Annotated in this window: 9 protein-coding genes and 2 pseudogenes; 3 read left to right on the top strand and 8 right to left on the bottom strand. The window is 37.7% G+C overall.

Annotated elements, in window-relative coordinates; translation table 11 throughout:
* The 3 genes and pseudogenes from H6G44_RS04280 to H6G44_RS20150 all read left to right on the top strand — a co-directional run.
* Nucleotides 1–351 (top strand): annotated as a pseudogene (locus tag H6G44_RS04280) (hypothetical protein); the annotation flags it as partial.
* A gap of 38 nt (nt 352–389) precedes the next feature.
* Nucleotides 390–2930: a CHAT domain-containing protein gene (locus H6G44_RS04285; RefSeq protein ID WP_199291845.1), complete on the top strand. Its 2541-nt coding sequence runs from the start codon at nt 390–392 to the stop codon at nt 2928–2930.
* Between the two features lie 97 nt (nt 2931–3027).
* Nucleotides 3028–4758: pseudogene (locus H6G44_RS20150) on the top strand (ShlB/FhaC/HecB family hemolysin secretion/activation protein).
* 79 nt (nt 4759–4837) lie between these two features.
* On the opposite strand, the gene H6G44_RS04300 reads toward H6G44_RS20150, so the two are convergent.
* The 8 genes from H6G44_RS04300 to H6G44_RS04335 all read right to left on the bottom strand — a co-directional run bounded on the left by H6G44_RS04300 (nt 4838) and on the right by H6G44_RS04335 (nt 14307).
* Nucleotides 4838–6271: a PP2C family protein-serine/threonine phosphatase gene (locus H6G44_RS04300; RefSeq protein WP_190387308.1), complete on the bottom strand. Its 1434-nt coding sequence runs from the start codon at nt 6269–6271 to the stop codon at nt 4838–4840.
* Nucleotides 6272–6527: 256 nt separating this feature from the next.
* A complete protein-coding gene (locus tag H6G44_RS04305; RefSeq protein ID WP_190387309.1) occupies nt 6528–6947 on the bottom strand; it encodes an ATP-binding protein in 420 nt (139 codons plus the stop codon).
* Nucleotides 6948–7156: 209 nt separating this feature from the next.
* Nucleotides 7157–7516, bottom strand: a complete 360-nt coding sequence (locus tag H6G44_RS04310; RefSeq protein WP_190387310.1) for an anti-sigma factor antagonist — start codon at nt 7514–7516, stop codon at nt 7157–7159.
* Between the two features lie 79 nt (nt 7517–7595).
* Nucleotides 7596–9716 carry a glycogen debranching protein GlgX gene (gene glgX, locus H6G44_RS04315; protein WP_190387311.1) on the bottom strand — a complete coding sequence of 707 codons (2121 nt, stop codon included), beginning with the start codon at nt 9714–9716 and terminating at the stop codon, nt 7596–7598.
* An 11-nt stretch (nt 9717–9727) separates the two neighbouring features.
* Nucleotides 9728–10075 (bottom strand): STAS domain-containing protein, encoded by a 348-nt coding sequence (locus H6G44_RS04320; protein WP_190387312.1) that lies wholly within the window; start codon nt 10073–10075, stop codon nt 9728–9730.
* A gap of 74 nt (nt 10076–10149) precedes the next feature.
* Nucleotides 10150–11970, bottom strand: a complete 1821-nt coding sequence (locus H6G44_RS04325; protein WP_190387313.1) for an AGE family epimerase/isomerase — start codon at nt 11968–11970, stop codon at nt 10150–10152.
* A gap of 54 nt (nt 11971–12024) precedes the next feature.
* The gene (locus H6G44_RS04330; RefSeq protein ID WP_190387314.1) at nt 12025–12627 is read right to left on the bottom strand and encodes a DJ-1/PfpI family protein; all 603 of its coding nucleotides are present in this window, start codon (nt 12625–12627) and stop codon (nt 12025–12027) included.
* Between the two features lie 171 nt (nt 12628–12798).
* Complete coding sequence (locus H6G44_RS04335; RefSeq protein ID WP_190387315.1) at nt 12799–14307, bottom strand: nuclear transport factor 2 family protein; 1509 nt, start codon at nt 14305–14307, stop codon at nt 12799–12801.
* Nucleotides 14308–14326 lie beyond the last annotated feature (19 nt).

Here is a 14326-nt window from a genome sequence, read left to right on the forward strand (position 1 = left end):
ACTAATTTGGTAAATATAGAAAGTCTCAATAAAGATGTTTGTGCCATTAAAGATGGTAAGGTTGCTGGAGGTAGTTCTTTTATTATTACTGGTAAAGGCGGTCTACCTGCTGACACTGAGGAATCAATTACTAATTCTCCCGCTTTGGTAGAATGGGAAAATAATTCAGATGTGGTTGCACAAGCAAATATATCTCCTGTTAAAGTAAGTCAAAAAGCTACAAATTATCATCCACAAATCCAGCAAGTACAAGGTTGGATTATTACCCCGGACGGTAAGGTGATTCTCACGGCTGATAGCCAAAAAATCACATTACAAACTGATAAGAATAATCTCCCTGATTGTAAGTAATTTTCTATAATAAATTCACGCAAAGGAAGAAAGATATTATGATGTTAAATCGCAAGTTTTTGGTTTTCAGTTTATTATCATTAAGCTGTGTTTTAATTTCTCCAGTTCTTGCTAATATTAGTCGCATTTCTCTATATTCTGAAAATTCTCTATCTCTAGAAAATCAAGCTCAAAAATTATATGAAAATGGCGAATTTCAACCGGCCATTACTATTTTAAAAACTGCTATTAATAACTATCAAAAACAAGATAACTTGACTGGAAAAATCATAGCTTGGCGAAATTTAGGTTTAGTTTATCAAAAAATGGGAAATCCTCAAGAAGCTAAACAAGCCGTAGCAGCAAGTATCAAATATTTACCTAAAATATCCGACGACAAAAAACGTCAAGAATTATTGGCTAAAACTCTGGAAGTGCAAGGACAAATCCAATTATCTATTGGTGAAATTCAGGCTTCTTTAGATACTTGGAAACAGATAATTAATATTTATGAAAAATCAGGGGACAGTACCGGATTAATCAGAACTAAAATTAACGAATCTCAATCATTACAAAGTTTAGGTTTATATAATCAAGCTGTTAAAAATTTGACTGCAACTCAAGCAACTTTAGATAAGCAACCGGATACTTTACTCAAAGCTAAAGCCCTCTTAACTTTAGGTGATGTTTTAAGAGGAGTGAGAAAATTAGATGAATCTATGACTGTCTTAAATCAAGGCTTAACTATTGCTGAAAAATTATCATCTAATTCTACTGTTAGAACGGAAATTTTGATCAGTTTAGGTAAAACTCAGAGGTTACAATTAAACTTTGAGCAAGCTCTGAATTATTATCAACAAGCTATTGAGAAATCACACTCTTCTGATTTACTGATTCAAGGTTATTTGCATCAAATTGATTTGTTATTATTTAATCAGAAAATATCAAACGCTCAAGCATTAATTCCCAAAATAAAAGATACTTTAACTAAATTACCTGCTAGTCGGAGTGCTGTTTATGCTCGGATTACTTTCGCTAAAACTATTCTCAAAGATAAAAAAATAGGCAAAACTTATCAAAATTTAATTGTTGATGAATTAGCAACAGCATTAAATCTAGCTCAAAAACTAGCAGATAGTCGTGGTGAAAGTTATAGTTTAGGGGTTTTGGGTAATATTTATGAAAAAAATCAACGCTATGCAGAGGCGCAAAAATTGACGGAAAAGGCAGTTTTAATTGCTCAAAGAATTAAAGCACCAGATATTAGTTATAAATGGCAATGGCAACTAGGGAGAATATTAGCGGCAAAAGGAAACCAAAAAGATGCAATATCTGCTTATAAACAAACTGTAGAAACTTTAAAAAGCATCAGAACCGAGTTAGTTGCTATTAGTTCAGATTTACAATTTTCTTTTCGAGAAGATGTTGAACCTGTTTATCGAGAATTAGCAGGATTATTATTACATGAAAACTCAAGTCAAACAGAAATCAAAGAAGCTAGACAAGTAATTGAAGATTTACAACTAGCTGAATTAGATAATTTCTTTCGTAATGCTTGTTTAAATAGTAAATCTGTAGAAATAGATGAAATTAATGATTATAGTACCGCTGTTTTCTATACTCTGATTTTAAAAGATAGATTAGAACTAATTGTAGCTTTACCTAATCAACCTCTAGAACGATATTCACGCCCTATTTCTCAAGTAGACATTGAGAATAATATTAAAAATTTAAAACGTGAATTAACTAATTCAATAGGTTTGAACAAAAGAAGATTAAAATTATCTCAAGAAATTTATACTTGGTTAATCAACAAAGAATTAGCTGCAAAATTAGAATATAGCAAGATTAAAAATTTAGTCTTTATTTCTGATGGTGTATTCAGAAATATTTCCTTAGCTGCTCTTTATGATGGTAAACAATATTTAATTGAAAAATATAGTATTGCTCTTGCTCCTAGTTTGCAACTTATAGATATTAAACCCTTAGTACGAGAACAAGTACAATTATTTGCAGGAGGAATAAGTGAGCCTCGTCAAAAATTTCCTGCTCTTCCTAATGTAATAGGAGAATTATCACAAATCAAGGCTGATTTTCCTAAAGCAAATTTATTAAAAAATGAGTTTTTTACAAGTTCAAATTTAGAAACCAATATTAAGCAACATTCGGCTCAAATAGTTCATTTAGCAACTCATGGTGAATTTAGCTCCAAAGCAGAAGATAATTTTATTTTAACTTGGGATGGTCGATTAAACATTGATCAGCTGACAAATATACTACGTTCTGATAATAAGCAAATTCGTCCAATTGAATTATTAGTTTTAAGTGCTTGTCAAACTGCAACTGGAGACAAAAGAGCTATTTTAGGTTTGGCTGGAATAGCAGTAAAAGCTGGAGCGCGGAGTACAATTGCTAGTCTTTGGTCTGTTAATGATCAAGCGACCTATTTACTGATGAGTAAATTTTATCAGGAATTAGCTAATAGTAAAATTACAAAAGTTGAAGCTCTGCGTCGCGCTCAATTAGAGGTTTTAAATAAAAATGAATTTAAACATCCCTATTTTTGGTCAGGTTTTGTACTCATAGGTAATTGGCTATAATTTAGTTAAAATTCATAATCCTTGAAAAAGGATAGTATGCTTGTTTTCACGTCAGTATGTTCCTCTTTATTATTGCAAAATACAGGTGTGTTGAAAGATGAAAAATAAATTGCAAAATTCTAATAAAATCATATTTAACTGGTTATTTTTTTGTATTGACTTGGTGATTTTTTTCCCACCAGCTAATGCTCAAATAATTTCACAACCAATCACACCTCAAGATCCAACAGTATTACCAACTCCCCAACCTTTACCGGAAACCCAACCTTTACCCCCTTTAGAAGACCTATTACACGCTCCAGGACAAATTCCTCTCCAACCATCCTTAGAACAAATTCCTGGAACAATTACAGTTACACAGTTTGACGTTATTGGTAGCACTGTTTTTAGTCAAACAGAATTAGCAAAAACATTAGAACCTTTTACTAAACATCCTATTTCTTTTACTGAATTATTGAAAGCTCAAGAAGCTATTAGTCAACTATATATAAAATCTGGATATATTACATCTGGAGCATTTATACCCCCCCAAGAATTAAAAAATGGGGTAGTCAAAATAGAAGTGATTGAAGGTGAAGTTGAGTCAATTAATATTACAGGGTTACAAAGATTAAAACCTGGTTATCTTCGCAGTAAATTGGCATTAGCAACTAAAGCTCCTTTAAATCAAAATCGCTTGCTTGAATCTTTGCAAATGCTACAAATTGACCCTTTAATTGCTAATTTATCCGCAGAATTAGCAGCAGGTTCTCGTGCTGGGATAAGTACCTTAGAAATTAATGTTCGTGAGGCTCAAGCTTTCTCTACACAACTCAGTATTGATAATCAAAGATCTCCTAGCGTTGGTACTGTCCGCCGTCAATTACAAATTAGTCACAATAATCTTTTAGGATTTGGCGATCGCTTTCATGTAGGCTATATCAATACCGATAGTAGTAACTCCGTCGATGATTTAAGTTATTCATTTCCCATCAATCCCTACAATGGAACAATCAGTTTAAACTATAGTCTCACAAATAGTAATGTTATTGAAAAACCCTTTAATGCCTTAAATATTCAGTCAGAATCTCGCAACTATCAAATTACCTATCGTCAACCCCTAAAACAAACCCTAACGGAAGATTTTAGCTTAGGTTTAACAGCTTCTCGATAAGAATCACAAACCTCACTTTTAAATATTCCCTTTCCTTTATCTATTGGTGCAAATGAACAAGGAGAAACAAAAATTTCTGCCCTCCGTTTTTTCCAGGAATATACAAAAAGAGACAGTCAACAGGTATTTGCTCTCCGTTCACAATTTAGCTTTGGAATTGATGCTTTAAATGCCACTATTAATAGTGAAGAACCGGATAGTCAGTTTATAACTTGGCGGGGACAAAGCCAATATTTACGTCTGTTAACACCAGATACAACCTTATTATTACGCTCTGATTTACAACTAGCTGATCGTCCTTTGGTTCCCCTCGAACAATTAAGTATTGGTGGACAACAAAGTGTTAGAGGTTATCGTCAAGATCAATTATTAGCTGACAATGGCTTATTTGCATCCGCAGAACTGCGTACCTCAATCCTGAAAATACCTAAATGGCACACTACAGTTCAATTATCCCCCTTTGTCGACTTAGGCACAGTTTGGAATCATCCTGCCTCTGAAGCTAAAATTCCCAAAAAAACCCTATCCTCGGTGGGTTTAGGTTTACGTTTTTTGGTTGGTAACAACTTTAATGCTAAAATTGATTGGGGTATTCCATTAGTTAAATTGAATCAAACTGGCGATACACTGCAAGAAAATGGTCTTTATTTCACAGTTGAATATAAACCTTTTTAATTCAGGACTTACCCACAAGTCATGAACGAAGGAACTACCTATTGCGTCAGAAACTGTAGGGATAGGAAGCATACTTTAATTAACCCCTTCTGACACAAAGCATGGTAATATCATCAAACTGCGGGGCATCAGCAATAAAAGCAAATAAATTAGTTTTAATTGCATTGAGCAAATCATTAGCACAATTGCATGGCTGCTCCAGAATATCTCGCAGTCGCTTGTCTGTGAATAACTTACCTTCAGGGTTTTTGCCCTCCGTTACACCGTCAGTATAGCCAATCAATATATCACCGGATTCAATCTGAACCTGTTGGATTTTAAATTTACTTCCAGGCATCATTCCTACCGCAGGCCCTGTAGATTTAAGAATATTCTTCACACCAGATTGGTTAAGAACAAACAACGGCTCATGCCCACCATTAATATAAGTAAGAATTCCCGTTTCTGGTTCCAAAATACCAAAAAACATAGTTGCAAACATACTCATTTGCCAGTGATTTTGGGCAACATATTCATTAGTTCGAGAAACTGCTTGCAGGGCATTGAGGTGATCTAAATTTCTGAAGTCAGATTCACTCAGCCAACCACCAATAGGCTGATTGTCCTCAAGAATTTGATCAGCCAGTCCACGCAATTGCGTTTCCGAAGAAAACACACGGATTAAACTCCGCATCAAAGCCATGAATAATGCTGCACCTACACCTTTATCACATACATCCGCAATTACCAGTCCTACCTGATTATTAGGAAGATCAAAAGTGTCGTAGAAATCTCCAGCTACCTGACGGGCAGGATAGAAACAAGCAGCAATTTCCCAATTAGGCGATTTAACTAGTTCATAAGGCAGAAAATCAATCTGTATTTGTCGTCCCTTTTCTAGTTCAGCGTCAAGAGCTTTAGAATATTTATCAAGTTTTGAATACAGACGAGCATTTTCCAAAACTAAAGCCATCTGGTCAGCAGTTAGCAGCATGAGATTAGCTATTTCTTGGCTAAAATGCCCTGGTTGAGAATGTAATAAAGTTATTATTCCTAATAATTCTTCCCCTCTGATAATAGGAACAGCCAAAGCAGAACGGACATTATACGGCTGATTAGGTAAGGTGAGCCAGCGATTATCTTTCTCAGTATCTAAAATCAATCCCATTTGGCGATTACGGATTACCCAACCGGCTAGGCCTTTATCTAATACATTACCGATCAGATTCTTACGTTGTTCTGATGTTACTTCCGCCCGCGACAAAATTGCATCTACTACTTTTCCAGAAGGCTCAAGTAAAAATAGACTGCCTTTTTCTGACTTAGTTTGATCTGTGGCCACATCTAATGTAGTCTGTAATGCGGCTTTTAGTACCTCCCTTTCCGTCGCAGAGCGTGCCATTGATACTAATTTTTCTAGCAAATGACCTTGAGCTTTAAAAGCAGCCCCTTCATTTCTGAGTTCTGCTACTTCTCGACGAAGTGCTTCTAGTTCTTCGTAATCTACTGCTTGAATCTGATTGTTAAAACTCATATTCCCCCTAAGCAAATGATTCTAAACACGAATGTAAACTGAGTTATCCCGAAAATTAGATGCCTAAAACCTGTATGTATTCTACTTTTCAATTGCTTAACCTACTAACTTAGATTAGTGGGGGCTGAATTAACTAGACATCTGGTGAAAATTAAATTTGCGTTTCCTAGAACCCTTGTAGAGAAGTTCTATCGAATATCTCTACATTTTCTCTAAATATTTCCAATATAGCCTAAACAAACAGCTATAAAATCAGTTATTTGCAATTGACAATAAAGATATTGCGATTTTTATCACCCTCACGCTCATACAAATATTGGTCAACACCTTGAATTGCTAAATATACACCTAGTCCCCCTATTTGCCGCTCTTCCAAAGGCTTATTTAATTCTTGGGCTGCTACAGTCACCTTGTCATGAGGATCATGTCTAGCTCCAGTATCTTCAATACAGATAGTGAGCGTGGATTCCCCAAGAGTAGCAGATATCTTTAATTGGCCTTGCAAACCAGCTTCCTCATAGCCATGAATAATTATATTAGTGGCAATTTCGTCAACTGCTAGACGGAGCTTGTAAGTAGCTTTTTTATCCAAAGCTGCTGATTCGGCTGCCGTTTTGATGTATGTAGCGATCGCCTCTAAAGAGTCTAATGTTCCCGATACGGTTAAAGTTTCCATAAACAGTGGTTCTGATATTGATCGATAATCACTTGCATATTTACAACCTTCCCAAACAATAAAGATTCGTATCTTTTTAAATTTCTGGTGTCGTAGATTTTATTTAGGAAAGTGATTTTTTGTTATCTCCTAACCTCTGTAGAAACTTTCCTGCCGAAAGTTTCTACAATTAAATCCGATTGTATTTGGTGCAAAATCAAATTGCTAAACTATGCCGATTTGTTGATCTCCTCCTCATTATCTACCAAATAAACACTGTGGTCAAAGCCAGTCTTCTTAATAGTATCTAATACAGTCTCTTGAGTGCCAACCATATAGATTTTTACATCTGTTCCCATCTTTTGTTTAGCGAAGATTAGCACCCGGAGTCCGGCACTGGCCATGTACTCTAGTCCTTCCATCATCAGCACTAAACGTTGAGGATTAAGTTTAGCAGCCTCTTCTACCTTGTCTTTAAAACCTGTTGCTGTACTGGCATCCAGGTCTCCAGCTAAGGTAATTTTAGCAACATTATCACTTGTTTCTAGAGTTATTTCTAGAGAAGTTTTTCCAGTTTGTTCAGTAGTCATGATTTCCTGTTAATATTTGAATTGCAAAAAAGTAGTTGAAAGGTGAAAACTGGCAAAATTAACTTTGCCAAAATTGAATTTATTTACCTACCAAGATTGCCACAGAGCGATCGCCCATTAACAAACCCGATTGATTTTCTAGCATCGGTTCAGTACCAGGTTGCCAACTATCATGGGGTGTTGTAGCACCAGTATTTGCGAAAATATGCCAATTCATGCCCATAGGTAAGCCAGGAATCTCAAACCACAGAGAGTCCCAGTGCATATTCATAGCCACGTAGACGTAATTATCTTCTACAGTGCCTTGCTTGGCGTGTTTCCCACAGAGCATAAAAGCCAGAGTCCGCGCAGAATCAGACCAATCAGCGTTCCATGCCCGTGTGCCATGCCAAGTAATATCGGCATAACCGCTGCCCACATAATCGCGGTTTTGGAAATGCCAGGGATTTCTTAACACTGGATGGAGATTGCGGAAAGCAATACAGTGTTTAAAAAACTTAAACAAATCTGCATTTTTTTGTAACAGTGTCCAATCTAACCAGTTTAAGTCATTATCATGACAGTAAGTGTTATTATTGCCATATTGAGTGCGTCCCACCTCATCACCCATGAGAATCATTGGCACCCCCTGACTTACCATCAGCATAGCCAGGGCATTTTTAATTTGCCGATGGCGTAAAGCATTGATACCTGGATCATCTGTTTGACCCTCCCAACCGCAGTTCCAACTATCATTATCATTAGTGCCATCGTTGTTATTTTCACCATTGGCTTCATTATGTTTCCCGTTATAGGAAACCATATCCATCATGGTAAAACCATCGTGGGCAGTAATAAAATTAATAGATGTTGCGGGCGCACGGCCAGACAAAGCATACAAATCTGGAGAACCTTGCAGACGTTGGGCGGTATCCCCAACCGTACCATCTCCTTTTAAGAACTTACGAATCCCATCACGGTATTTACCATTCCATTCTGCCCAACGTCCATAAGCTGGGAAAGAACCGACTTGGTATAAACCGCCAGCATCCCAAGCTTCAGCAATCAGTTTACACTTAGCCAAAATCGGGTCAAAGGCCAAAGATTCCAACAGAGGAGGATTTGCTAAGGGTGCGCCCCAAGGATCACGACCTAAAATAGCTGCCAAGTCAAACCGGAAGCCATCAATATGATATTCTGAAGCCCAGTAACGCAGACAATCTAAAACTATACCCCGCACAATGGGGTTATTACAGTTGAGAGTATTACCAGTCCCGCTAAAGTTGTAATAGTACCCTTCTGGGGTAAGCATATAATAGGTCTTATTGTCAATTCCTCGAAAAGAAATTGTCGGACCATGCTCGTTACCTTCGGCAGTATGGTTAAAAACTACATCAAGAATGACCTCAATCCCGTTTTTATGCAATTCCTTAACCAGGGCTTTTAACTCATCCATCTGCATCCCAAATTTGCCTGTAGCCGCATAACCAGCCTTGGGAGCAAAAAAACCAACTGTACTATAACCCCAATAATTATATAGAGTTTCTCCAGTTTGGGGATTAGGACGGCTATTTTCAAACTCATCAAACTCATAAATAGGCATCAACTCCACAGCATTGACACCCAACTCTTTCAGGTAAGGAATTTTATCCCGAATACCAGCAAAAGTACCCTGATATTTTTCTTTTACACCGGATGATGGATGACGGGTAAAACTGCGGACGTGCATTTCATAAATAACTTGATCTTCTGGAGGAATTTCCAAAGGACAGTCATTTTCCCAGTCAAAATCATCAAAAGCAATTCTGGCGCGATGATGGTAGATATCATTCCAGTCTGGAGTCACACCCCAAACATCCCGACCACCAATAATTTTGGCGTAGGGGTCCATCAAAACTTTGCTGGTATCAAACCAATGACCTGCCTGGAAATTATTTGGACCATCCATGCGATAGCCATATTCCAGATTTTCATAATCCAGGTCAAAGACAGTCATGCTATAAACATTACCAATGCGAAATTCTTCAGGAAAAGGAATTTCGGCTAAGGGTTTTTTGGCGTGTTTTTCAAACAGGACTAAAGTACAGGATTTGGCGTAACTCGAAAAAATTGAGAAGTTAACCCCCCCTGGAACTAGGGTTGCACCAAACGGAAATGGTTTTCCGTTGCGTAATTTAAACCCCTCATAAGTATGCGTTGAATGAACATCAATTCTTTCCATTAAACTTTTCCTTATTTAAGGGCTTTTAATCCTGCTTCCAGGTTTTCAGTAGTGACAAAATGTACTAAAAATCCAGTAGTATCCATTGTATCTTTGAGTTCTTCATTCAAACCCACCAATAATAATTTCCCTTCTTTGGCTGTAGTTTGCCGATGTATACTCAGCAGAGTCCGTAAACCTGCACTGGACATATATTCTACCTTTGTCATGTCGAGCAGAATTTTACTTTCCGGTACAACTAAAGCTAAAACTGCGTCTGTCACTGATTTTGCTGTACTGGCATCTATATCGCCCCTCACCACAACTAAGTTTATATCTTCATTCGTTGTGATATTAATCTCAAATTTAGGTTCTTCCATGTTGTCAACTTTCAGTGGATTTGTATTTAAGTATGGAGAAGAGGGAGAAACACTCCTCCCTTTCTTCTCTCTAGTTATACAGGGACAATCTGCACTTTTACTTTCACCCGTTCGCTGGTTTTTGGTAAAGTGACGGTTAAAGCTTCTGCATCAAAGTTGCTGTAAGGTTCGCCATCAATTTCGCACTTACCAATTTTCACGCTACCGGGTGGTAAAATATCTGGTGATACTCTAAGAATATTATCAGCGAATCCACCGGGAATAGGCTTAAAGTAGAAATCCATTGGCTGCTTGGTAATGAGCAGGTTTGTATACACTGCCGCCAAATAGCATAACTCAAAGGAGTGATAACCACTCATAGAGTGAGAACCTTTCCCTCTTTCGTTACCCCCAGCTAGATAGGGAATACCATTAGCAAGAACGTTAAAGTAAACCCCACCCTCTTCTAAATCTAAAAACCAAGCATTATAGAATGCTGCGGATTCACGAGCCAAGCGGTGATATTCTTTGTTATCAAGAATACCCGCTAGAATTTGGTAAGCTAAGATTGCTTGTTCTTGTTGCCACCAAGCTTTACGATCATGCCAAACAAAGCGGTAATGCTCTTCTCCTTCAGCTAGGGTGCGTTCTACAACGTCGTACCAGCCACCACGTTGCTGATCACTACCCACTGCTGGCATGATATCAGCAATTTTTTGAGCGAGATTGACATAGCTATCTTTAGCTTTGAGGCTTTGCATCCGCATCAAATTCCAGGCAATTTTGAGGTTGTGACCGACGACAGCGCGGTTTTGCTGCCAACCCCAAGTTTGATCATTAGACCAGTCTTGAAAGAATCTCTCCTGTACAAATGGACTATTTTCGTAGTCAGGGAACCGCTTTTCAATGGTGTCGAAGGTATACTCCAACATATCCGCGTATTCTTGTTTACCTGTCGCTAACCACAGGTTAATCAGGTAAGCTGGGGCATGATCACCAACAGAGTTCCAGTTTTTTGTTCCCTTATTATGCCCTAATGAATCACTGAGAGGATCTAATGTCAAAGGATCAAGGTGAGAAAAATATCCGCCGTGTTCACCTTTATCCAGTAAAAACTCATTAAATAGCTTAATGGTTTTCTCTGTGTCATCCATAATGCGTGTATCACCAGTACAACGATAGGTTTGAATCGGACCGGCTAGGGCGTAAATTTGTTCATAAGCAGGGATAGCATAGTAATCATCGCCAAATTCGGAAGCAAAGATTTTATCTTCTTTTTCTCCCTTCACATCAATCCCGTGATACCAGTAGACAATGCCTTCATCTAAGTCTACAAATCTCATGTGTTCCCGCAGGTACTCAGTACCGTTTTCGGCAGCCTGGAGAAAGCTGTCATTACCAGTCATCATGAAGGCAGTAGCAAAACCGTAGACCAGACGGGAAATAGTATCGGTTTCTTGGCGGAAATTGGTGGTTGATTGTATACCGCTGAGATTCAAAGTAGTGCGATATTTGCGATAGTCGTAGTCACCATCGCCAAATTGAGCTTTGAGGTAAAATTTACCTAAAGCATTAATTTGCTGTACCCACCAATTTTGTTTCTCAAAAACGTAATCGTTTTTTTGACGACCGGCAAAAACTATTTGTTTAGCATCGAAGACATCTTTATCTGGATAAAATACCCCATAAGTAAATAAATATCTTCCAGGTAATAACATGGCTCTCATGCTGCCAGTTGCATCTGGGTAGCCTTCGTCAAAATTTTGAATTAATTTCGCATAGGCCATGGGACTAATTTTAACTTCAAACTCTCTGCCATCAGAAGTTTTCAGTCCAAATGTGTCGCTATTACCGTCATATTCAGTAACGTATCCAGCTATGAGATCAGAGAAGGTAAAATCTACCTTTGTGGTCATAATATTTCCTCGTTTTGGTAAGAATTGATTAGGTTAAATTATGTATTTACAGAACTAATTTTTCTCAATTTCTTGGACAAAGGTTTCCATGAATTGGTCTACCATTCCTGGATGTTTGCCTGTAATGAGATTACCATCAATGACTAAATCAGCAGTGACATCACCTTCATAAATAACATCTGCCCCAGCATTTTCTACATCACAAATGATGTTATGAGCGCAGGTGACTTTTTTGCCTTTAATTAGGTCTGGGTCGGCACAGAACAACCACAAACTATGGCAAATAGTCCCTAATTTGACATTATCTGTATTCGCTGCATTTCTGAGAAAAACAACGGCAGGAGCTTGATTTTTTTGCCCCTTTTTGACATTGACTTCATATCGAAGTCTATCCATTGCATAGGCTCCGATACAAATAATGCCTTTATAGTCGCTGGGTTTTACGTCTTTAACTTCTGTGCTGACAGTGACATGATATTCTACTTGATCATTTTCGGGGTTGGAACCAAAGTGTAGTTCTTTGTTGCCCCAAAGATGGGAAATATACTCTACTTCATAACCTTGTTCAGGGAAATATTCATTGAAGCGACGAAATTCTGTGCCGTCAAAATGTTCTTCAATAAGTACACCGATTTTGCCTTTACTATTAGCTGTCATCTAAATTTTAATCCTTGGTGATTTGGGAAATTAAGAGAATTGTAAAAACTGTATGACAGAGTGAAAAAATACGATAATTTAGAGGTAAGGATAAACGGTTGTTTACCCCTAGTTAATGCTGCTTAAATCAAGAATATTGAAGATCAATAAATTTCTTGATTTGGGGAAAATTTAAGTTATGGCTTGGTGATAAATTTCGTACAGATGTCCATCTGGAGAAAGTTCTTGGAATATTTTCGGTTCGAGCGATCGCATTTTACCATCAATGGATTTTTTAAAGAATTCTGGACTTTCCCACTGGGCATAGTTGATCACTCTAGTCCCATCTAAACTTCTGTGCAAAGTGGAGGAGATAAAGCCCGGTTGGTATTTAACGTGGTTTTCCATGTAATCAACAATGCTGTTTAAAAGTTCTTGTTGTTTCCATGTTTCAACTTCAAATACCACAATTACTGGAAATACTTGGGAAGCCTTTTGCTTATCCAGCGCAACGGCTTTACCAGCAGCTTCACCCCAAGGAGACATATCTGCATAGACGCGCCATTCACTGACCTTATTTCCCCGCATTCGATAGATATCACAACAAGCTACTGTCACGTGTTTCTTGCTGCCCACCATTTCATATTTAGCGTCCATTTCAATGGTGATGATATCTGGTTCTATCCAAATTTTCCGGGCATCATGACCATAAAACTTAGCAGTAGTTTTAAAGGTGTGTTTAAAGAAGTCTACAACTGCATTTGGTCCATACATTGGCTCACCTGAACCAACTTTATAAAACAGGTCATCTGTTAGATAAGTTTTGACTTTTTCCCAATCTTCAGCCATGATTGCTGCTGATAGTTCACCAACTGCTTTTAACTGTTCTGATGGTGTTTCCATATTACCCTCTACTGACCACTTTGGTCCACCAATTGACCATTTAGGAATATATCCTTGGGCTACTCTTTGTTTAGCTTCTGGATGTTCGGCAAAATGTCTTCTCATTGTGCCAGGAGGAAGCATTTGCTGTCCTTTGCTAACTGTCAACACAGAAGCAGATTCAGGAACGGGGATTGAAGGATCAAATACAGGATTTACATCCATAAAAATCCGCAGTTCACTGAATTTATCTCCCTCAACTCGGAAGATGTCAAAACAAGGAAGTGAAACAACTGAGCCATCTTTGCGCCAGTATGTCACGTCCATTTCTACGAATACCGCATCTCCTTCTTCCCAGATCATTTTGATCTCGTGGTATACGGCATCAATTTGACTAAAGAAGGCATCGGCTGATTTTCTGATTGATTCTTTATCTAAACAGACATCAAAGTTACCAAATTGATAAACTGGTGTATCGGTAAAGAAGGTAATAAAACCTTCAGAATCAAATGCTTCACCTCTGGAAAATAGGCGTTTTACTAAGTCTGTATTTGTTCCAGAAATGCTTTCTGTGTTGGGAGTTTCGGCGTTATCAGGTGATCCTTGTGCCATCAATTCACCCATCATTGACTGCACAACTTGGCCAAAAACTATATGAACTTTACCCAGTGCTGCCGCGAATTCTTGCTGACTTAATTCATAGCCATTTTCTCTAGCAATCTTGACAAACTGTTCAGCCGTATTAGCAGAATGGAGTTGCTGTTGGAGATTGGGTTGATCAAAGGCTGCTTGTAACAGGTCTATTACTTTATGTGACATAACTATTCTCCTAAATTAT

This window comes from Aphanizomenon flos-aquae FACHB-1287, from assembly GCF_014698755.1.
Classification (GTDB): domain Bacteria; phylum Cyanobacteriota; class Cyanobacteriia; order Cyanobacteriales; family Nostocaceae; genus Dolichospermum; species Dolichospermum flosaquae.

Excerpts from the sequence above, each read along its gene's own strand:
- H6G44_RS04305 (WP_190387309.1), bottom strand. The coding sequence starts at position 6,947 with ATGGAAACTTTAACCGTATCGGGAACATTAGACTCTTTAGAGGCGATC.
- H6G44_RS04335 (WP_190387315.1), bottom strand. The coding sequence starts at position 14,307 with ATGTCACATAAAGTAATAGACCTGTTACAAGCAGCCTTTGATCAACCC.
- H6G44_RS04320 (WP_190387312.1), bottom strand. The coding sequence starts at position 10,075 with ATGGAAGAACCTAAATTTGAGATTAATATCACAACGAATGAAGATATA.
- H6G44_RS04330 (WP_190387314.1), bottom strand. The coding sequence starts at position 12,627 with ATGACAGCTAATAGTAAAGGCAAAATCGGTGTACTTATTGAAGAACAT.
- H6G44_RS04325 (WP_190387313.1), bottom strand. The coding sequence starts at position 11,970 with ATGACCACAAAGGTAGATTTTACCTTCTCTGATCTCATAGCTGGATAC.
- H6G44_RS04310 (WP_190387310.1), bottom strand. The coding sequence starts at position 7,516 with ATGACTACTGAACAAACTGGAAAAACTTCTCTAGAAATAACTCTAGAA.
- H6G44_RS04285 (WP_199291845.1), top strand. The coding sequence starts at position 390 with ATGATGTTAAATCGCAAGTTTTTGGTTTTCAGTTTATTATCATTAAGC.
- glgX (WP_190387311.1), bottom strand. The coding sequence starts at position 9,716 with ATGGAAAGAATTGATGTTCATTCAACGCATACTTATGAGGGGTTTAAA.
- H6G44_RS04300 (WP_190387308.1), bottom strand. The coding sequence starts at position 6,271 with ATGAGTTTTAACAATCAGATTCAAGCAGTAGATTACGAAGAACTAGAA.